This is a genomic window from Bacillus sp. REN10, assembly GCF_016820555.1.
GTDB lineage: Bacteria > Bacillota > Bacilli > Bacillales > Domibacillaceae > Bacillus_CE.
Genome location: NZ_JADHDW010000002.1, coordinates 395,591 through 417,285 on the forward strand (window position 1 = coordinate 395,591; position 21,695 = coordinate 417,285).

Genomic DNA, 21,695 nt, shown 5'->3' on the forward strand with positions numbered 1-21,695 from the left:
ATTTAAATAATCAACATTAAAGGGGGAGGAAAATGATTTTTGATGCTCACTGTGATGTTCTTTATCGGCTTCAGAATGAAAAAGGACTAAGTTTTCAACGAAATTGGGAATTACATATTACATATGAGCAGTTAAAGAAAGCAAGAAGCAAAGTTCAATGTTTTGCTATTTTCCTCTCTCCTGCATTAAAGCCGTCTGAACGATTTCGGGCAGCATTAGAGCAAGTGGATTTATTTTATGAGACAATTGTTAAGCCTCATCCTGATATAAAAATAGTCAAATCGAGGGAAGATATTCTACATTTAGCCGAAGAAGACATTGGCGTCGTGTTAACACTTGAAGGCTGTGAAGCGATTGAAGAAGATGTATTAAAATTAAGTACTTTATATCATCTTGGAGTTCGTTCCGTTGGATTAACTTGGAACTATGCCAATGCTGCAGCAGATGGAGTTTTAGAGAAAAGAGGAGCAGGTTTATCAGCATTTGGCATACAAGTGGTAGAGAAACTTAATCAGTGGGCTATATGGACGGATGTGTCTCATTTATGTGAGCGCGCATTTTGGGATGTGATGACAGTTGCTCATTTGCCGATTGCAAGTCATTCGAATTGTTATCAGCTTTGTCCGCATCCAAGAAACTTAAAGGATGAACAAATCAAGGCAATCATTGAAAAAGATGGTGTAATAGGTTTAACATTTGTTCCTTTCTTTGTGAAAGAGGGAAGGAAAGCAACAGCAGATGATTTATTAAAGCATGTCGAATATATTTGCGAGCTTGGCGGGGAGGAACATCTTGGATTTGGTTCCGACTTTGATGGAATTGATGAAACGATTCCCGGTTTAACTTCTTACCAAGCTTATGAAAAATGGGGAGAATTACTTAACAAGTATTATTCTTCAAAACAAACAGAAAAATTTCTTTTTTATAATTTCGCACGTAGATTTCCAAACTAAACGAGCAAGTATAAAGTTAGTGATTTCTTCTCAAAAGTGATACACTAGTTTAGTGAAGAAAGAAGCGTATTAAAGGAGTGTTTGTTCAATGATAGAGCAGCTTTCTTGGAAAGTTGGAGGACAGCAAGGAGAAGGGATTGAAAGCACCGGAGAGATTTTCTCTATGGCTTTAAATCGCTTAGGCTATTTTTTATATGGATATCGTCACTTTTCATCGAGAATTAAAGGCGGGCATACGAACAATAAAATTCGCGTGAGTACGACTCCTGTTCGTGCAGTAGCGGATGATCTTGATATATTGGTGGCATTTGATCAGGAAACCATTGATGTGAACTATAAGGAATTGCACGATCAAGGTATTATTTTGGCAGATGCGAAGTTTAATCCTGTAAAGCCAGAGGATACAAAGGCAGAGCTGTATGTTGTGCCATTTACGGAAATGGCGACAGCACTTGGAACATCACTCATGAAAAATATGGTGGCTGTAGGAGCAACTTGCGCTGTGATTAACATAGATGTTCAAGTGTTCACAGGTGTGGTGCAAGAAATCTTTGGACGTAAAGGTGAAGCAGTTGTCCAAAAGAATATGGAAGCGATCCAAGCAGGCCACCGTTATATGTTGGACCAACTAAATGGAAAAGAAGGCGTTCTGCAGCTGAAACAAGCGGATGGCAAGCAAAGAATGTTTATGATCGGTAACGATGCGATCGCTCTTGGGGCACTTGCGGGCGGCGTTCGCTTAATGGCGGCTTATCCGATTACACCTGCTTCTGAAATTATGGAGTATTTAATTGAAAAACTACCGGATGTCGGTGGAACCGTTATCCAAACGGAGGATGAGATTGCAGCAGCAACGATGGCCATCGGTGCGAACTATGGAGGCATTCGTTCCTTTACCGCTTCTGCAGGACCTGGTCTTTCACTGATGATGGAAGCGATTGGACTAGCAGGAATGACCGAAACACCGCTTGTTGTGGTTGATACGCAACGCGGCGGCCCATCAACAGGGTTGCCGACGAAGCAAGAACAATCGGATTTAATGGCAATGATTTACGGAACGCATGGAGAAATTCCAAAGATCGTTCTTGCGCCAAGTACAGTAGAGGAAGCCTTCTTTGACACGGTAGAGGCTTTTAACTTAGCGGAAGAATACCAATGTCCGGTTATTATCTTATCTGATTTACAACTGTCATTAGGGAAACAAACGGTTGAACCGCTTGATTATAGCAAAGTAGACATTCGCCGCGGAAAATTGATTCAAGGCGAACTGCCTGAAGTAGAAGAAAAGACGTATTTTAAACGTTATGAAGTGACAGAGGATGGAGTTTCTCCTCGTGTGATTCCCGGCATGAAGCATGGTATTCACCATGTAACAGGCGTTGAGCATGATGAGACAGGAAAGCCGTCTGAATCTCCGTCTAATCGCCAAGCGCAAATGGACAAGCGCATGCGCAAACTGAACGAGCTATCCTTTAAAACACCTGTTTATAAAAATGCAAAACATGAACAGTCTGATTTATTGTTAATTGGCTTTAATTCTACTCGAGGAGCGATTGAAGAAGCAGTTGAGCGGCTAGAGAAAGACGGAATTAAAGTGAACCATGCGCAAATTCGCCTGATTCATCCGTTCCCGACAGAGGAAGTCTTACCTTTAATTGAATCAACGAAACATGTGTTAGTAGTAGAAAACAATGCAACAGGTCAGCTTGCTAATATTATTAAAATGAACGTAGGCCACCCACAAAAAATTAAAAGTTTGTGCAAATATGACGGAAACCCATTCCAGCCGCATCATATTTATACAAGCAGCAAGGAGTTGTTTTAAATGGCGACGTTTAAAGACTTTCGAAATAATGTGAAACCAAACTGGTGCCCAGGTTGCGGTGACTTTTCTGTACAGGCGGCGATTCAGCGTGCAGCAGCCAATGTCGGCTTAACGCCTGAAAAGCTGGCTGTCATTTCAGGGATTGGGTGCTCTGGTCGTATTTCAGGATATATTAATTCTTACGGGCTGCATGGAATTCATGGACGCGCTCTCCCGATTGCCCAAGGGGTGAAAATGGCGAATAAAGATTTAACAGTAATCGCTTCAGGTGGAGATGGTGATGGCTTTGCCATTGGTATGGGGCACACGATTCATGCGATGCGCCGTAATATTGATTTAACTTATATTGTTATGGATAATCAAATTTATGGATTAACAAAAGGGCAAACATCTCCGCGTTCAGCTGAAGGATTCAAAACAAAATCTACGCCAAAAGGGGCGATTGAAAGTGCGCTTTCCCCAATGGAGCTGGCCATTACGAGTGGTGCGACATTTGTTGCTCAAAGCTTTTCCACCGATTTAAAAGAGTTAACAGCGATCATTGAAGCGGGGATTGAGCATAAAGGCTTCTCTATTATTAATGTATTCAGCCCATGCGTGACTTATAATAAAATTAATACGTATGACTGGTTTAAAGAACATTTAACAAAATTATCAACGATTGAAGGGTATGATCCTTCTGATCGTGAATTAGCAATGAATACATTAATGAAGCATGATAGTCTTGTAACGGGAATTATTTATCAAAATAAAGAGAAACCGTCTTACCAAGAACTTGTATACGGCTATTCTGATGAACCGTTAACGGCTCAAGATTTGAAATTAGAAGATGCTTATTTTGATAAGCTTGTGAAAGAATTTATGTAATGAAAAAAAAGAGGGTGAGTCAAAAGGTCGATGAAAACTGGTCTTTTGAACGTCACCCTCTTTTTATTGATAAAATGAATCAAAAACAAATGCTTTTTGACACTTTCATGCATATTGAACGCGTCTAGTTGTTCTTTCGTTTGTTGTATTATATACTAAAATAATGTGTACGCATTACAAATGTAGTTTCTTTTTGCTTAGCAGCAGCAAAGGAAAGGAGAAATAAAATGAACGAAGAACAACGCAAGCATGGACAACAAGTGAGTGAAAATAATCCAACGGACAAAAAATCCGAAAAGGATTATAGTAAATATTTCGAATCAGTGTATCAGCCGCCATCCTTAAAGGAGGCGAAAAAACGCGGAAAAGAGGAAGTCAAGTATCATAATGACTTCAAAATTGATGAGAGATTTCGAGGAATGGGCGAAGGACGCAAATTCTATATCCGCACATATGGCTGCCAAATGAATGAGCATGACACAGAAGTCATGGCTGGTATCTTTTTAGCGTTAGGCTATGAAGCTACGGATTCTGTCGATGACGCCAACGTCGTTTTATTAAATACATGCGCTATTCGTGAAAATGCTGAAAATAAGGTGTTTGGTGAATTAGGCCATTTTAAAGGCTTAAAGCAAGAGCGACCAGATTTATTATTAGGTGTTTGCGGATGTATGTCGCAAGAAGAGTCGGTTGTTAACAAAATTTTAAAAACGTATCAGCATGTCGATATGATCTTTGGTACGCATAATATTCACCGCTTGCCGGAGATTTTAGACGAAGCTTATAAATCGAAAGAAATGGTTGTTGAAGTGTGGTCTAAAGAGGGAGATGTCATTGAAAATCTTCCGAAAGTGCGTCGAGGCAATATTAAAGCTTGGGTTAATATTATGTACGGCTGTGATAAGTTTTGCACATATTGTATCGTCCCTTATACACGAGGCAAAGAAAGAAGCCGTCGCCCGGAAGAAATTATTCAAGAAGTGCGTCACTTAGCGGCTCAAGGTTATCAAGAAATTACGCTTCTAGGGCAAAACGTCAATGCGTACGGAAAAGACTTTGAAGATATTAAATACGGACTGGGCGATTTAATGGATGAAATCCGCAAAATTGATATTCCGCGTGTTCGTTTTACAACGAGTCATCCGCGTGACTTCGATGATCATTTAATTGAAGTATTAGCGAAGAAAGGCAATTTAATGGATCACATTCATTTACCAGTGCAATCAGGTTCTTCGGAAATATTGAAGATCATGGCGCGCAAATACAACCGTGAGCAATTTTTAGAGCTTGTTCGTAAAATTAAAGCAGCCATTCCAGATGTGGCGTTAACAACGGATATTATTGTTGGTTATCCAAATGAAACAGAAGAGCAATTTGAAGAAACATTATCGCTTTATCGGGAAGTAGGCTTTGAATCGGCTTATACATTTATCTACTCTCCGCGAGAAGGAACGCCAGCTGCAAAAATGAAAGACAATGTTCCAATGGAAGTAAAGAAAGAGCGCCTACAACGTTTAAATGCGTTAGTGAACGAGCTATCAGCTAAAGCAATGAAACAGTATCAAGATCAAGTTGTTGAAGTGCTAGTAGAAGGTGAAAGTAAGAACAATCCTGATATCCTAGCTGGCTATACAAATAAAAATAAGCTCGTAAACTTTAAAGGACCAAAAACAGCGATTGGAAAAATTGTTAAAGTAAAGATTACAGAAGCGAAAACATGGTCCTTAAATGGTGAAATGGTAGAAGAACATACAATGGCAGAGGTGAACTGATATGGCAGTATATACGAAAGATGATATTTTGGCACGCGCAAAAGAACTTGCTCAAATGATTTCTGAAACAGAGGAAGTAGCGTTCTTTAAAGAAGCAGAAGCAAAAATTCATGAAAATCAAAAGGTTCGCGAAAAAATCGCCAGCTTAAAAAGCTTGCAAAAACAAGCGGTAAACTTTCAGCATTATGGAAAGACAGAAGCGTTAAAAATGGTAGAAGACAAAATGGCGAAAATCGAGCAGGAGTTAGATGAAATTCCTGTGGTGCAACAATTTAAAGAATCACAAGTAGAAGTGAATGAAATTTTGCAAATTGTCGCTTCTGCCATTTCTAACACTGTGACGGACCGTATTATTGAAACCACTGGTGGAGACTTGCTTCGAGGTGAGACAGGGGCGCAAGTGAAAAACAGCCAGCCGGGAAGCTGCAGTTAATCGAACTATATATGATAAAGGGACTTGCTCGTAAAAAAGAGCAATCCCTTTTTTGTTTTAAATTTATTCACTTGTGCAAACTCGTTATGAACGCCACTTTCTGTTCAAATAATTTTTATTTCTGCTAGGCACATGTCTTGCTTTTTCTGCATAGGATAAATGGAGAACAAGCGAGGAGGTACGCTCGAATGGCAGAATATAGGGAGATTATAACAAAGTCGGTCGTTGCCAAAGGCCGTAAGTTTACTCAGTCTCATCACACGATTTGTCCGCCGCACCATCCATCGAGCATTTTAGGCTGCTGGATCATTAACCATGAGTATAAAGCCAAAAAGGTCGGAAAAACAGTAGAAGTGCACGGCACATATGAGATTAACGTCTGGTATTCTCATCACGATAACACGAAAACATCTGTTGTCACAGAGAAAGTGGACTACAGAGATGTCATTAAACTGAAATATCGTGATGAGCATTGCTTTGACGATAATGAAGTGCTAGCAAGAGTGTTACAGCAACCAAATTGTTGTGAAGCTGTCATTTCGAAGCACGGAAATAAAATCGTTGTGCATGTAGAGAGAGAATTTTTAGTTGAGGTGGTTGGCGAAACAAAAATTTGTGTAGCGGTTCATCCGCATGGCTGTGAAGATGATTGGGATTGCGATTTTGATGATGACTATGATGACTTGGATACATCATTTCTTGATGATGAACATGAACATTAATCACCAGTGCGGGCCGAAAAATATGGCCGGCACTTTTTTTCTGTTTCACGATAATGGTTATGATATAATGGTAATTTGAAAACAGATAGGTAACGTGGAAAGGGATTGGAATTAAATGAAGCAATATACCCCAATGATCCAACAATATTTAAAAGTCAAGGCAGAATATCAAGATGCCTTTTTATTTTTCCGTTTAGGCGATTTTTATGAAATGTTCTTTGAAGATGCCACAAAAGCGAGCCAACTGCTAGAAATTACGTTAACGAGCAGGGAGGGAGGGGGAACAGAAAAGATCCCTATGTGCGGTGTTCCGTACCATTCAGCGGCAGGTTATATTGAACAACTCATCGATTTAGGTTATAAAGTAGCGATTTGTGAGCAAACAGAAGATCCAAAGCAAGCAAAAGGTGTCGTTCGCCGTGAAGTGGTGCAATTAATTACACCTGGAACCGTCATGGAAGGAAAAGGGCTTCAAGATAAGGAAAATAACTATTTGGCGGCGTTGCAATTCTCTAATCCAACGTATGGGCTAGCTGCCAGCGACTTATCCACTGGAGAAAATAAAGTGACTTCTTTATCCTCATTAGATGAAGTTATGAATGAATTAGCGACTTTACAAGTGAAAGAAATTGTCATTCAAGCGGATCTTGATGCGGCAGTGCAACGGCAATTAAAAGAGCGATTATCCGCCACACTTTCCGTTGAAGGAGAGAATACTGAACAAGATGCCTTTCTTTCATTAATGAAAAAGGTCAATCAAGCGGAGCTTAGACAAGTCGTTTCCTTGCTATTCTCTTATTTACATCGCACCCAAAAGAGAAGTTTAGATCATTTGCAGCCGGTTGAACCGTATAATGTTCATCAGTTTATGCGAATCGACCAGTATTCAAAGCGCAACCTGGAACTCACCGAAACCATTCGCTCTAAAGGAAAGAAAGGCTCATTGCTTTGGCTTCTCGATGAGACGATGACGGCGATGGGAGGACGGTTGCTCAAGCAATGGATCGACCGGCCGCTGATCCAAAAAGATCAAATCGAGCGACGTTTAACGATGGTACAAACATTCATTACGTCCTTCTTTGAGCGTCAGGAGCTTCGTGAACAATTAAAGGAAGTGTATGATTTAGAGCGTCTAGCCGGAAGAGTCGCCTTTGGCAACGTGAACGGGCGCGATCTCGTTCAATTAAAAAAATCATTGCAGCAAATTCCACTTTTAAAGCAAATACTTTCTCAAATTAACACTATAGAAATGCATGAACTGGCCGAGAAAATTGATCCTTGTGAAGAATTGACCGATTTGCTAGAAAGAGCGTTGGTAGATCACCCCCCATTGACGATTAAAGAAGGAGGCATGATTCAAGAAGGCTTTCATGCTGAACTCGATACGTATCGTGATGCGAGTCGGAATGGTAAAACATGGATTGCTAACTTAGAACGGGAGGAAAAGGAACGGACGGGTATTAAGTCTTTGAAAATCGGTTACAATCGTATTTTTGGCTATTATATTGAAATTACGAAAGCGAATCTCGCTGCGCTCGACGACAGTCGTTACGAACGAAAGCAGACGTTAGCTAACTGCGAACGGTTCATCACGCCGGAGTTAAAAGAAAAAGAAGCGATGATCTTACAGGCGAATGAAAAAATGGTCGAGCTGGAATATGCGCTATTTTTACAATTAAGAGAACGTGTGAAGGAGTACATTCCTCGGCTTCAACAGCTTTCTCATTTAGTCAGTGAGCTTGACGTTCTGCAATGCTTTGCAACAGTGAGTGAAATGCGTCGCTATGTGCGACCTGTGCTGACAAACGGCCGGGAATTAGTTTTAAAAGACGGTCGCCACCCAGTTGTAGAGAAAGTGATGGATTCTCAGGAGTATGTGCCGAATGATTGTGACATGAATGAAGAAAGAGAAATGCTCCTCATTACAGGGCCTAATATGTCTGGGAAAAGCACATACATGAGGCAAGTGGCATTAACAGCTATTTTAGCTCAAATCGGCTGTTTTGTGCCAGCTACGAAAGCTGAGCTCCCTATTTTCGATCAAGTATTTACGAGAATTGGAGCGGCAGATGATTTGATTTCCGGTCAAAGTACCTTTATGGTTGAAATGTTAGAGGCGAAAAACGCAATTACTCATGCCACGAATCGCTCATTAATTTTATTCGATGAAATCGGGCGCGGAACGTCCACTTACGATGGCATGGCGTTAGCTCAAGCGATCATCGAGTATATTCATGACAAAATTGGAGCGAAAACACTGTTCTCCACTCATTATCATGAATTGACGGTATTAGAAGAAGAATTAACACAATTAAAGAATGTTCATGTTCAAGCGGTCGAACAAAATGGAAGAGTCGTATTTTTGCATAAAATAAAAGAAGGCGCAGCTGATAAAAGTTATGGTATCCATGTAGCTGAATTAGCCGAGCTCCCGAAAGAATTAATTAACCGGGCAAATGCTATTTTAAAAGGGTTGGAAGCAAAAGGACAACAGCAAGAAAATCGTTTGAACCTTCAGCAAATCAAGGAAGCAAACATCGCAGTGCAAACAGACGAACCAGCTCAATTATCGTTCTTTCAAGAAGAGGTAGCTTCTTCACCTGAACCGAAGTCAAAAGAAAGCAAGACTATTGAGGAATTAAAAAACTTTGATTTACTGGAAATGACGCCACTAGATGCGATGAATGCTCTTTATGCTCTGCAGAAAAAAGTGAAAAAATAACCGGTGAAAGAGGGTGACGACAATGGGGAAAATCATTCTGTTAGATGACCTGTTATCTAATAAAATTGCAGCTGGAGAAGTAGTGGAGCGGCCGGCATCTGTTGTGAAAGAATTAGTGGAAAACTCCATTGATGCCCAGAGTACGGTCATTGAAATCGATGTCGAGGAAGCGGGACTTGAGAGCATTCGCATCGTTGATAATGGAAATGGGATTGAACGAGACGATGTACTGACTGCCTTTGCCCGTCATGCGACAAGTAAAATTAAAGATGAAAATGATCTGTTCCGCATTCGCACCCTCGGTTTTCGAGGTGAGGCATTACCAAGTATCGCATCGGTCTCACAATTAGAAATGGCGACTGGTACAGGAGAAGGAGCAGGCTCAAAGATTGTGCTTTCAGGCGGTGTAGTGACGGAACATCTTCAAGCTAACAGCCGGAAAGGGACAGACATTAAAGTATCTCATTTATTTTTCAATACGCCTGCTAGATTAAAATATATGAAAACGATTCATACCGAGCTCGGAAATATTACCGATGTCGTCAATCGGCTAGCTTTAGCTCACCCGGAAGTCTCCATTCGTCTCCGCCATAATGGGCGAGAATTGTTGCATACGACAGGCAACGGTGATGTCAGACAAGTGTTAGCCGCCATTTATGGAGTCAATATAGCGAAAAAAATGGTACCTTTAACCGCTTCTTCGCTTGATTTTGAAATAGACGGCTGGCTGGCGCTTCCGGAAGTGACACGAGCTTCGAGAAACTATATGTCGCTGATGGTTAATGGCCGTTTTATTAAAAATTATGGATTAGTCAGAGCTGTTTTAGAAGGCTATCATACTCTTCTTCCAATCGGACGCTATCCGATTGCTTTAGTTAATATTAAAATGGACCCGCTGTTAGTCGATGTCAATGTCCACCCGTCTAAATTAGAAGTTCGCTTTAGTAAAGAACAGCAATTAATCGAATTAATTACAGCGGCGGTTCAACAAGCTTTCAAAAAAGAAACATTGATCCCAAGTGCTGCTCCGACTCTAAAAAAGGTGCGCGTTCCATCTGAGCAGCAAACGTTGACGCTTGATCATCTCGACCCGCCTGTCAATGCGGAAGTAGAAAGTCCAGTAAAAGAAGAGAAGCCTTTTGTTTTTTTACAACAAGGAGGGCCCGCCGCAAGCGAGCCGATGTATGCTTTTAGTGAAGAGCCAACAGCGAGTGCAGATTACTTTGTGACAAAAGAAGACAGCAGATGTTTCATCAGTGAGGATGAGGGGGAGGAAGAATCGGCAGTAGAAAGTAAGCCAATGGAAAGCCGCATTCCGCCGCTTTATCCGATCGGTCAAATGCACGGGACATACATTTTTGCTCAAAACGAAAAGGGACTATATATGATCGATCAGCATGCCGCTCAAGAAAGACTGAAATATGAATACTTTCGAGAAAAGGTAGGGCAAGTTGAAAAAGAGCTACAAGATATGCTCATGCCATTAACATTGGAATATTCAGCAGATGATTGCATCAAAATTTCGCAGTACATCGAGCCATTAGAGGAAGTCGGCATCTTCTTAGAACCGTTCGGTGATCGGGCGTTCATTGTCCGCTCTCATCCGCAATGGTTCCCAAAAGGGGAAGAGCAAGTGATCATTGAAGAAATGATCGAGCAATTATTATCGATGAAGCAAGTGGATATTAAAAAGTTGCGGGAAGAAGCGGCAATTATGATGAGCTGCAAAGCATCCATCAAAGCCAATCATCACTTAAGACAAGATGAAATTCAACAGCTGCTTGATGATTTAAGGCAAAGCTCTGATCCCTTTACATGTCCCCATGGCCGACCGATTATTATTCATTACTCGACTTACGAGTTGGAAAAAATGTTTAAACGCATTATGTAATGTTCACGCAGCGAGGAAACTCCGCTGCGTGAATGAAAATATATAATAGTAAAGGGGGATGTCATGCTCATTCGCAAGCTATGGGTGATAGGCAGTTTGTTCGTATTAGTGCCGATTGGGTTATGTACCTATTACTATCAGCAAATGAAAGCAACAGCTGCTGAAAAGCCTCCCGCAAATGCGGCACATCTTCTTGTGCTTGGGGCGAAAGTAAATGGGACGGAAATGTCGTTAAGCCTGCAATATCGTGTGAACACAGCACTTGATTATTTAAAGAAAAATCCGCAATCGAAAGTGATCGTATCCGGCGGACAAGGACCTGGAGAAGAGATCACTGAAGCGGAAGCAATGAAACGGTTTTTTATTGAAAACGGCATACCGAAAGACAAAATATTAGTAGAAGATGAATCGACTTCTACCTATGAAAATATTATTTTTTCCAAAAAGAAATTTAAGATTAAAGAAGCGGTGATCGTTACAAGTGATTTTCACTTATATCGGGCTAAGAAACTGGCAGAACAACAAGGGCTCAAAGCATATACGCTCGCTGCTCCTACACCGGAAATTACGAAAGTACAAGCATACATAAGAGAATTTGCAGCTATCACTAAAATGTTTCTTACTGGAAAATAACATCATTGAACGCAGTGGGGTACCTCACTGCATTCATACGTTTTAGTTGTTAAATTGTTGGTTGGATAGTTTTCGGTAGAGCGAGTGTTGATCATATAGTGTATCATGTGTACCTGTTCCGGTGATTTGTCCGTTTTCGATGACGACAATTTGGTCGGCATTGACGATTGTCGAGAGGCGATGAGCGATTACAAGCGTTGTTCGTCCGCTCATCAATTGATCCAACGCTTTTTGCACAAGTCGTTCAGAGGCGCTGTCTAGGTTGGATGTTGCTTCATCAAGAAGCAAAATTTTCGGGTTTCTCATAAAGGCGCGAGCGATGGCAATTCTTTGTCGCTGACCACCTGACAGCTTCATCCCACGCTCACCTACCTCGGTATCATATTGATCGGGTAAGCGTTCAATGAATTCATCAGCATTGGCAAGCTGCGCCACTCGTTTCACCTCTTCCAACGACACTTGATCTTCTATCCCATAGCAAATATTTTCAAGAATGGTTCCTGACATAATGGGACTTTCTTGCGACACATAGCCGATTTGATTTCGCCAGTTTTCTAGCTGAAACTCATGAATTGGAGTATCTTTTAGTAGGATTTGCCCGTTGTCTGGATGATAAAAACGCTCCAACAAGGCAAATAACGTCGTTTTCCCACTGCCGCTCGGTCCGACGAAAGCAGTTGTTTTTCCGGCAGGTATATGAAGATTAAACTGCTTTAATACAGGCTTATCTCCACTGTAACTAAATGACAAATCTTTTAGCACGAGATCCGTTGAAGCCTCTTTTATCGGAAGACCAATATCTTCTGCTTCCGTCGGTAAAGACAAAATTTCTTGAATTCGTTCGGTTGCTCCCATCGCTTTTTGAAACGAGGTAAAAAAAGAAGCCATTTGACTAAAGGGAATGACAATTTGAAACATGTAAATGATGATGGCAACAAGTGAACCAGCTGATAACTCCCCAGAGGCTACACGGACGCCACCGTAGCCAATTAGGACAACAAGAACAAGCATCATGATTACCGTCATAAAAGGGGAGATGACGGCTTGAATACGAGCTTCTTTTAATCCGAATTGAAATAAACCTTGGATACGTTTTAACCCTTTGCTTTTTTCAACATGTTCAGCATTATAAGCTTTTACTAGACGAATGTCGGAAAGTACTCGTCCAAGGTCTCCTGAAAACTGAGCCATTTCTTCTTGTGTACCTTTAGAAATCCGATACATTTTCTGCCCTAATGGTACAATGATTACTATCGCAATCGGAACGGCTAGTAGCATAATTACCGTCATTTTCCAATCGATAAATAATAGAATGCTAACGGCTCCAATTACCGATATAATTCCTGTGACAAAAGAGACGAGATGCTGTGTAATTAACGTTTTGATAATATTTGTATCCTGTGTGATCCGGCTCATCGTCTCACCTGATTCATGCTGATCAAAATAGTCAACAGGAAGAATGAGTACTTGATTCCATAAGCGCTCTCGAATCGAGGAAACAACGTATTCGCCAATATAACTCATCAAATAAAAAGAAAAGCCACCTGAAACGGTTTGCAACAAAAAGCTACCAGCTAAAAAAATGATCACAGATGGCGGCAATTGATTTTGAGCTAGCCCATCTACTAAGTTGCGGGTAAATAAGGGAACCACTAATCCGGCAGCGGTTTCGATGATGCTTAAAGTGAGCGCTAAAATAATCACCCATTTTGGCATTTTACTTTGTATGAACAATTGAAAAAAGGTTTTCCATTGTTTAGCATCATTACTCTTCTGCATGATTTTCTGCCTCCTTTTCCATGTAGTAAGTCATCACTTGTTCTAGCCATTTCTCTTCTTTAGGTGAAAATGGATTAGGAAATAGCCAAGGATCTAACGGAATATCTTTCTCTGCTAATTTTTCTAAAGTGGAAAGGTCATCACCAGCGATAATATTCGCCATAGAAATGAACTCCTTAACGAGTTTTTCCACTTGAGGACTCGTAAAATCAGAAAACATGATTTCTTTAAATCGAGAAAAAAGATCTATCATTTTTTTCTCATATTCTTCTTGATCCTCTTTTACTCTGCGATAAAGCTGTTCAACTAATTCTTCGGGCCAATGAGAATTCATCCATTCTTTATGTGCCTCTTCCATTTGGACACTATTAATAATGGAAGTATAGACTTGGGAATCTAGTTTGTTATTATTCTCAATTTGTTCGATCGCTAGATTCAACAATCGAATAGAATCATCTAACTGTTCTCTCTTTTTCTTCATCATATCTCGCTGAAACACAAGGGAATCCTTCATATCCCAGTTTTTATTGCAAAGATACTTGGCCGTTTCATCAAGAGAAAATCCTAAAAATTTTAGAGAGATAATTTTTTGGAGCGTCGCAAAGTCTTCTTCTTTATACGAGCGGTGTCCAGCTTCGGTTCGCTCAGCTTTTAGTAGACCAATTTCATCATAGTATTGTAGCGTTCGAGCGGATGTACCTGTCAGTTTTCCAAATTCTCCGATCGTGTATGTTTTCATCATTCATCTCTCCTTAAAAGTAATTATCCTTATCATAAAACATCACGTAACGTGAAGGGCAAGAAGGAAGTAATAAAATAGGCAATAAAAAGTACTCTGTACGAATGCGTCTCGTTCGCTTACAATGGTGAGTAAACAATTGGAAAAGTAGTGAGGCTACATATGATACAAGTAAAAGATCAGTACCGTTTTTGGATATTAGTTAGTATTGTTGCCATTTCTGGATTTAGTCAAGGGATGTTGCTGCCGTTAATTGCGATTCTTTTTGAGCAGGGAGGGGTCTCTGCTTCTTTAAATGGATTGCATGCGTCGGCTCTTTATATTGGAATTTTATTCGTCTCCCCTTTTATGGAAAAGCCGCTTAGACAGTATGGATATAAACCTGTGATTATTGGCGGTGGATTGCTTGTGATCATCTCTTTGCTCTGCTTTCCATTATGGCAATCTTACTGGTTTTGGTTTTTGTTAAGATTGCTGATTGGTATAGGAGATCATGCGCTTCATTTCGGTACACAAACATGGATTACCTCTTTTTCACCACCACATCGCCGCGGCCGTAACATTTCATTGTACGGTTTATTTTTCGGTGTTGGTTTTGCGCTTGGGCCGTTAATGACTAGCTTAATTAAGTTTAATGAAGCCTTGCCTTTTATCGTGTCGAGTGTGCTTTGCTTCATTTGTTGGGGATTTTTATTTTTGTTGAAAAATGATTTTCCGGAGCAGTCGATTCAAACGAATTCATTTATGGAAACCTTAAAACGTTTTCGAGAAGCTTCACATTATGGCTGGATCGCCTTTTTGCCCACTTTCGGGTATGGATTCCTCGAATCATCATTAAATGGTATATTTCCGATATATGGCGTTCGAAGTAATTTGTCGATTCAAGAAGTATCGGTCCTGCTGATGACATTTGCAACTGGAGGAATTCTGTTTCAATTTCCGCTTGGGATGATTAGCGATAAATATGGGAGAAAGCGAGTATTAGGAGCAATCTTAACAGTAGGTTGCTGCTTATTTTTCGTATCTAGTTTAGTGATTGACCATTATTATCTTCTTTTACTCATGATGTTTTTGACTGGAATGGTCGTTGGTTCTACATTTAGTACAGGCATCAGTTTTATGACGGACTTAATGCCGAAGCATTTGCTGCCGACAGGGAATTTATTGTGTGGCATGAGTTTTAGTATTGGTAGCTTGACAGGTCCATATATAGGGGGCTTAATGCTACAAATGTTTGAGAAAATCAATTTTTTTATGATGATTAGCGTCATGTTTTTCTTTTTAGCCGCTCTATTTATGGTGTACAATTTTCAGCATACGGAAAAGAAAGTAACGAGTATGACAGAATAAAAAGGAGAATGAAAATGAGCTTTCATGGTCAAAAAATTTTGCCTGCTGTGCGAACGATGAAGGATTTTGATAAGATGTTAGATACGCCGTTTGAATATGGAGTATTCCTTGACCTTCATGTTGGCATGATGAAAAGTGTATTTGAATATGCTCACCAGCAAGGGAAAAAGATGTTTCTACACTTAGACTTAATTCATGGATTGACAACAGATGAGCATGCAGCTGAATTTATTGCTCAATATGTGAAGCCATATGGCATTATTTCTACGAAAGGAAATGCGCTGATTAAAGCGAAGCAAAAAGGTTTATATGTCACGCAAAGAGCATTTATTATTGATTCAAGTGCTTTAAACCGTAGCATTAAGTTAATTGAAAAGACTGATCCGGATTATATTGAAGTGTTGCCGGGCGTTGTGCCGAAAGTGATTAAAGCGTTGCATGAGAAAACAGGCAAACCGATCTTTGCTGGCGGATTAATTGAGGAACAAAAAGAAGTCGAAATGGCTCTTGAAGCAGGAGCATGTGCGATTACGACCTCTAATCGAGAATTGTGGAAGCTTTATTATTAAAAAAAATGGTATTATTTACCATAAGATAAAAGCCTGTCCCTTTTCTTGTGGGGGCAGGCTTTTTAAATGGGAGTTATTCAAATAATGAGTAATCTGGCAGCTTAATGCCTCTAGCTGTTAAATTCTTTTCGATATCTTCAACGATTTGTTTAGCGACTGCTACTCTAGCATATTTTTTATCATTGCCAGGAATGATATGCCACGGTGCCCATTCAACATTAGTTTTTTCAAACATATCTTCTGCTGCTTTTTCATACGAATCCCATTTTTCACGGTTGCGCCAATCTTCATCCGTGATTTTCCAGCGCTTCAGTGGATTTTGTTGTCTTTCAGCAAAACGCTTCGCTTGTTCTTCTTTGCTAATATGAATCCAGAATTTTGAAAGGATGTAGTGATCGTTTGTCAGTTCTTGTTCGAAGTGATTGATTTCTTCATAAGCTCGCTTCCATTCTTCTTTTGTAGCGAAGCCTTCTATTCTCTCTACTAATACCCTTCCATACCAGGAACGGTCGAAAATGGCGATTTGACCATATTGAGGGATTTTTCTCCAAAAACGCTGTAAATAATGATAGCGCAGTTCATGAGGAGCTGGTGCAGAAATAGGATGCACTTGAAGACCACGAGGGTCCAGTTTTTCAGTAGCTCGTTTAATAGCCCCCCCTTTACCAGCAGCATCCCAACCTTCCATCACAAGAATTAAGGCGATTTTTTCTTTGAAAAGTAGCTGCTGTAAGCTTAATAAACGTTGTTGATATTTTTTTAACTGATTTTTATAGTCTTTCTTACTCTCTATTTGTTTGGTTAAATCTATTGAATTGAAATAATAGCTCATTTATTTTCTCTCCTTCTTTAATCCTAGGAATATGATAACATTTTGAAGGGAAAAGTTCAAAAATATTCCTATTCTCTTTTTCTAAATGAGCTGAAACTGAGCAAGGTACTTGCATATTTTTAGTTTATATCAGAAAAAATGTTGACAACGCTTTCAGCACGATTTAATATAAAGCCAAGTTAATAATTTGTGAGAGAGAACAATGAGAGTCACAGCTAAATCCCGATATTGGGACGAGTTGTGGTTTTTTGTTCTCTTTTTTTATTTTATGTAGAAGGGAATGCATAGTCGTGAATCCATTTATGGGAGAATTGATTGGAACGGCTCTATTAATTATTTTAGGAGCTGGTGTCAACGCGAGTGTTAACTTAAAGAAATCGTACGCTTTTGGTTCGGGTTGGATTGTGATTACTTGGGGCTGGGGGCTTGCGGTAGCGATGGCTGTGTATGCAGTTGGCCAGTTTAGCGGAGCTCATTTGAATCCAGCTGTAACGCTAGCGCTCGCCTTTACAGGGGACTTTTCCTGGAGTGATGTCCCTTCGTATATGTTAGCGCAAATGATTGGAGCGATTATTGGGTCAGCGATCGTTTATCTTCATTTCCTACCTCATTGGAAAGCAACAGATGATCCAGGGGTGAAGCTTGGTATTTTTGCCACGGGACCAGCTATTAAGCATTCATTTTCTAATTTAATGAGCGAAATCATTGGCACATTTATTTTAGTTGTTGGGATTTTATCGATTGGAGCAAATAAGTTTACGGATGGCTTAAATCCATTTATTGTAGGATTATTGATTGTAGCGATTGGTTTATCTCTCGGTGGAACGACAGGTTATGCGATTAACCCTGCTCGGGATCTCGGTCCTCGAATCGCCCATTTCCTATTGCCAATCCCAGGTAAAGGCCCATCCAATTGGGGATATGCATGGGTTCCGGTAGTAGGACCTGTTTTAGGGGGCTCATTAGGAGGACTTTTCTATAAAGGAGCTTTCCAAGGAGAATTTGATCTCACATTTTTGATTGTGCTTGCTGTTACTGCCATTACTTTATTAGCAGCTTTCTTGTTAAGCAAGGAGAGACAAATGTTAACAAGCCGACTCGATGCGAGTAATTAAAGATAAGTGGAGGGTGTATGATGGAAAAATATATTTTGTCTTTAGATCAAGGAACAACAAGTTCAAGAGCGATTCTGTTTAATAAGCAAGGTGAAATTGCTCATGTGGCTCAAAAAGAGTTTACGCAGCATTTTCCGCAGCCAGGCTGGGTCGAGCATAATGCCAACGAAATTTGGGGAACTGTTCTTGCCTGCATGGCAACAGTGCTTTCTGAAAACGGCGTTAGTCCCGAGCAAATCGCTGGGATTGGGATTACCAATCAGCGCGAGACAACGGTTGTTTGGGAAAAAGACACAGGACGTCCGATTTACAACGCAATTGTTTGGCAATCTCGTCAAACAGCAGAAATTTGCGAAGAATTAAAAGCTCAAGGCTATGATTCATTATTCCGTGAGAAAACTGGTTTATTAATCGATGCTTACTTCTCCGGTACGAAGGTGAAATGGATTTTAGACAATGTAGAAGGAGCGCGAGAGAAAGCTGAAAGAGGTGAGCTTCTTTTTGGAACGATTGATACGTGGCTAATCTGGAAGTTATCTGGAGGGAAAGCTCATGTGACGGATTATTCGAATGCCTCTCGAACATTGATGTACAATATTCATGATCTACAATGGGACGATGAAATTTTACGCATTTTAACTATTCCTAAATCCATGCTTCCGGAAGTCAGACCTTCTTCTGAAGTATACAGCTTAACAGCTCCGCATCATTTCTTTGGTCATGAAGTTCCCATTGCTGGGGCCGCGGGAGACCAGCAGGCGGCTTTATTTGGTCAAGCTTGTTATGAAGAAGGAATGGCGAAGAACACGTATGGAACAGGTTGTTTCATGTTAATGAATACAGGAGAAAAAGCAGTATCCTCTCAAAACGGCTTATTAACCACTATTGCATGGGGCATTGATGGGAAAGTCGAATATGCTTTAGAAGGAAGTATTTTTGTGGCAGGTTCGGCGATTCAGTGGCTGCGCGATGGGATGAGAATGATTAAGCAATCTCCTGATAGTGAAGAGTATGCAAAGAGAGTCGAATCAACAGAAGGAGTATATGTTGTACCGGCCTTTGTTGGACTAGGAACTCCTTATTGGGACAGTGAAGTACGCGGTTCTGTATTTGGATTGACGAGAGGAACGACGAAAGAGCACTTTATCCGTGCAACGCTTGAAGCGCTTGCTTATCAAACGAAAGATGTGCTAGATGCAATGGAAGCTGATTCAGGTATTTCCTTGAAAACGCTTCGGGTAGATGGTGGCGCGGTGAAAAATAATTTCTTAATGCAATTTCAAAGTGATATTTTGCAAGTACCTGTTGATCGTCCAATCATCAATGAAACGACGGCTCTTGGTGCAGCTTATTTGGCAGGACTAGCTGTCGGTTTTTGGAAGGATCGAAGTGAAATCTCTGCTCAATGGAAAATTGAGAAGAACTTCGACCCGAGTATGGAAGAAAGCCAACGAGATCGACTATATCATGGCTGGAAAAAAGCGATTGAAGCAACTTTAGCTTTTAAAATATAAAGAAATATAGTATAATGAAGTTAAGTTAATAAATTGTCTAGAGAATGAGAGAGACCTATCTGCATAGCGAGAATTTGCTGTGCCTATGATAGGTCTCTTTTTGTTTTTTCACGGTGTAAAGACAAGATAAATGGAGGGAAGTAAGATGGCGTTTTCAAATTTACAGCGAAATGACATCATTAATAAACTGCAAACAATGACATATGACGTAGTCGTGATTGGTGGGGGAATTACGGGATCTGGTATTGCACTAGATGCAGCGACGCGCGGCATGAAGGTAGCTGTAGTAGAAATGCAGGATTTCGCCGCTGGTACATCGAGTCGCTCAACAAAACTGGTACACGGCGGTCTTCGTTATTTAAAACAATTTGAAGTGAAAATGGTCGCTGAAGTCGGAAAAGAAAGAGCCGTTGTGTATGAAAATGGTCCTCATGTAACGACGCCGGAATGGATGCTTCTTCCACTGCATAAGGGTGGAACGTTCGGCAAATTTTCAACAGGCATTGGCTTAAGAGTGTATGACTTTTTAGCAGGCGTTAAAAAATCAGAAAGAAGAACAATGCTATCAGCCGATGAAACATTAAATAAAGAGCCATTAGTGAAGAAAGAGGGTCTTGTTGGCGGAGGCTATTATGTAGAATACCGAACAGATGATGCTCGACTTACGATTGAAGTAATGAAAAAAGCCGTAGAAGAAGGCGCTCTTGCGATCAACTACATGAAAGCTGAAGACTTTATTTATGATCAAAAGAAAGTAGTCGGGGTCCAGGCGAAAGATTTATTAACAGGTAAGATGGTGGATATTCGCGCGAAAAAAGTAGTCAATGCTGCTGGCCCATGGGTAGATTCAGTACGCAAAAAAGACTACTCAATGAATAATAAAAATTTAAGATTAACAAAAGGTGTGCATATTGTCATTGATCAGTCGAAGTTTCCTCTTCGTCAGGCCGTCTACTTTGATACACCAGATGGCCGGATGGTCTTTGCGATTCCTCGTGATGGCAAAGCGTATGTAGGAACAACAGATACCTTCTTTGATAAAGATACAGCGAACCCGAAAATGTTAGCTGAAGATAGAGACTATATTTTAAAGGCAATCCGCTACATGTTCCCTGAAGTAAAAGTGGAAGCTAGTGACGTGGAATCGAGTTGGGCGGGGGTTCGTCCGTTAATTTATGAAGAAGGAAAAGACCCTTCTGAAATCTCTCGTAAAGATGAAATTTGGGAAGGGCATAGCGGGCTAATTACGATTGCTGGCGGTAAATTGACAGGGTATCGGAAAATGGCAGAAACGGTTGTTGATTTAGTGGCGCAACGCTTAACGGCTGAAGAAGGCAAATCTTTTAAATCCGTTCAAACGCTTCACATGCCGATTTCAGGCGGAGATGTAGGAGGTTCTAGTAACTTTGAATTCTTCGTTCATAAAAAAGAAAATGAGGCGGTTGCTTTCGGTTTAACGAAAGAACAAGGACGAAAACTGACTCAAATGTATGGTTCCAATGTCGATGAATTGTTTAACATTGCAGCTGCTAACAAGCAGCAAGCTTTACCGCCAGATATTTATGCTCAAGTTGTTTACACAGTTAAACATGAGATGATCGCGAAACCGGTGGACTTTTTCATTCGCCGCACTGGTGCCGTATTTTTCAATATTGAATGGGCAAAAACATATAAAAAACCAGTCATTCAGCTAATGGCACAATTGCTTGACTGGGACGAGCAAACGTTAGCTACTTATGAAGCTGAATTAGACCAAGAAATTCAAGATGCTGAAACACCCGTAGAAATTCAGCCATAATGATGTAAATAAAAAGAACGATCCGATAGGGGGAACATCTTATCTTTGGATCGTTCTTTTTTATTTAGCTTAAAGTACAGAGGATATTTGTATAAAGTTAACTTTATCGCTTCATAAAATCTTATGTTTAGAAGTGAAAAAAGTGGTGAGAATGGATTATTATCCTCAACAAGTATCGAAA

The 21,695-nt window shown here is 40.3% G+C and carries 17 protein-coding genes; 14 read left to right on the forward strand and 3 right to left on the reverse strand.

The window, feature by feature from the left end; genetic code table 11:
- Positions 1-32 precede the first annotated feature (32 nt).
- The 9 genes from IRB43_RS05220 to IRB43_RS05260 all read left to right on the forward strand — a co-directional run bounded on the left by IRB43_RS05220 (position 33) and on the right by IRB43_RS05260 (position 11,818).
- Positions 33-953, forward strand: a complete 921-nt coding sequence (locus IRB43_RS05220) for a dipeptidase (RefSeq protein ID WP_203362378.1) — start codon at positions 33-35, stop codon at positions 951-953.
- An 88-nt stretch (positions 954-1,041) separates the two neighbouring features.
- Positions 1,042-2,778: a 2-oxoacid:acceptor oxidoreductase subunit alpha gene (locus IRB43_RS05225; RefSeq protein ID WP_203362379.1), complete on the forward strand. Its 1,737-nt coding sequence runs from the start codon at positions 1,042-1,044 to the stop codon at positions 2,776-2,778.
- Positions 2,779-3,645, forward strand: a complete 867-nt coding sequence (locus IRB43_RS05230) for a 2-oxoacid:ferredoxin oxidoreductase subunit beta (protein WP_203362380.1) — start codon at positions 2,779-2,781, stop codon at positions 3,643-3,645.
- Between the two features lie 227 nt (positions 3,646-3,872).
- The gene (gene miaB / locus IRB43_RS05235; protein ID WP_203362381.1) at positions 3,873-5,417 is read left to right on the forward strand and encodes a tRNA (N6-isopentenyl adenosine(37)-C2)-methylthiotransferase MiaB; all 1,545 of its coding nucleotides are present in this window, start codon (positions 3,873-3,875) and stop codon (positions 5,415-5,417) included.
- Position 5,418: 1 nt separating this feature from the next.
- Positions 5,419-5,850 (forward strand): YlbF/YmcA family competence regulator, encoded by a 432-nt coding sequence (locus tag IRB43_RS05240; protein ID WP_203362382.1) that lies wholly within the window; start codon positions 5,419-5,421, stop codon positions 5,848-5,850.
- 188 nt (positions 5,851-6,038) lie between these two features.
- The gene (gene cotE, locus IRB43_RS05245; RefSeq protein WP_203362383.1) at positions 6,039-6,572 is read left to right on the forward strand and encodes an outer spore coat protein CotE; all 534 of its coding nucleotides are present in this window, start codon (positions 6,039-6,041) and stop codon (positions 6,570-6,572) included.
- 115 nt (positions 6,573-6,687) lie between these two features.
- The gene (gene mutS / locus IRB43_RS05250) at positions 6,688-9,294 is read left to right on the forward strand and encodes a DNA mismatch repair protein MutS (RefSeq protein ID WP_203362384.1); all 2,607 of its coding nucleotides are present in this window, start codon (positions 6,688-6,690) and stop codon (positions 9,292-9,294) included.
- A gap of 22 nt (positions 9,295-9,316) precedes the next feature.
- Positions 9,317-11,185, forward strand: coding sequence for a DNA mismatch repair endonuclease MutL (gene mutL / locus IRB43_RS05255; RefSeq protein ID WP_203362385.1), 1,869 nt, complete (start codon positions 9,317-9,319; stop codon positions 11,183-11,185).
- A gap of 63 nt (positions 11,186-11,248) precedes the next feature.
- Positions 11,249-11,818 (forward strand): YdcF family protein, encoded by a 570-nt coding sequence (locus IRB43_RS05260; protein WP_203362386.1) that lies wholly within the window; start codon positions 11,249-11,251, stop codon positions 11,816-11,818.
- A gap of 42 nt (positions 11,819-11,860) precedes the next feature.
- Here IRB43_RS05260 and IRB43_RS05265 read toward each other — a convergent pair whose 3' ends face one another.
- Together IRB43_RS05265 and IRB43_RS05270 are read right to left on the reverse strand one after the other, a co-directional pair.
- Positions 11,861-13,597, reverse strand: coding sequence for an ABC transporter ATP-binding protein (locus tag IRB43_RS05265; RefSeq protein ID WP_203362387.1), 1,737 nt, complete (start codon positions 13,595-13,597; stop codon positions 11,861-11,863).
- Positions 13,584-14,339 (reverse strand): MerR family transcriptional regulator, encoded by a 756-nt coding sequence (locus tag IRB43_RS05270; RefSeq protein WP_203362388.1) that lies wholly within the window; start codon positions 14,337-14,339, stop codon positions 13,584-13,586. Before IRB43_RS05270 ends, IRB43_RS05265 begins: the two co-directional genes overlap by 14 nt.
- A 159-nt stretch (positions 14,340-14,498) precedes the next feature.
- Here IRB43_RS05270 and IRB43_RS05275 point away from each other — a divergent pair, with 159 nt between their 5' ends.
- Together IRB43_RS05275 and IRB43_RS05280 are read left to right on the forward strand one after the other, a co-directional pair.
- Entirely contained in the window at positions 14,499-15,686 is a 1,188-nt protein-coding gene (locus IRB43_RS05275; RefSeq protein ID WP_203362389.1) for an MFS transporter, read from the forward strand.
- A gap of 14 nt (positions 15,687-15,700) precedes the next feature.
- Entirely contained in the window at positions 15,701-16,255 is a 555-nt protein-coding gene (locus IRB43_RS05280; protein WP_203362390.1) for a glycerol-3-phosphate responsive antiterminator, read from the forward strand.
- Between the two features lie 73 nt (positions 16,256-16,328).
- Here IRB43_RS05280 and IRB43_RS05285 read toward each other — a convergent pair whose 3' ends face one another.
- The gene (locus IRB43_RS05285) at positions 16,329-17,087 is read right to left on the reverse strand and encodes a polyphosphate kinase 2 family protein (protein WP_203362391.1); all 759 of its coding nucleotides are present in this window, start codon (positions 17,085-17,087) and stop codon (positions 16,329-16,331) included.
- A 290-nt stretch (positions 17,088-17,377) separates the two neighbouring features.
- On the opposite strand from IRB43_RS05285, the gene IRB43_RS05290 reads away from it, so the two are divergent.
- From IRB43_RS05290 to IRB43_RS05300, 3 genes are all read left to right on the forward strand, one after another.
- Positions 17,378-18,202, forward strand: coding sequence for an MIP family channel protein (locus tag IRB43_RS05290; RefSeq protein WP_203362392.1), 825 nt, complete (start codon positions 17,378-17,380; stop codon positions 18,200-18,202).
- 20 nt (positions 18,203-18,222) lie between these two features.
- Positions 18,223-19,716 carry a glycerol kinase GlpK gene (gene glpK, locus IRB43_RS05295; protein ID WP_203362393.1) on the forward strand — a complete coding sequence of 498 codons (1,494 nt, stop codon included), beginning with the start codon at positions 18,223-18,225 and terminating at the stop codon, positions 19,714-19,716.
- Positions 19,717-19,861: 145 nt separating this feature from the next.
- The gene (locus IRB43_RS05300) at positions 19,862-21,514 is read left to right on the forward strand and encodes a glycerol-3-phosphate dehydrogenase/oxidase (RefSeq protein ID WP_203362394.1); all 1,653 of its coding nucleotides are present in this window, start codon (positions 19,862-19,864) and stop codon (positions 21,512-21,514) included.
- Positions 21,515-21,695 lie beyond the last annotated feature (181 nt).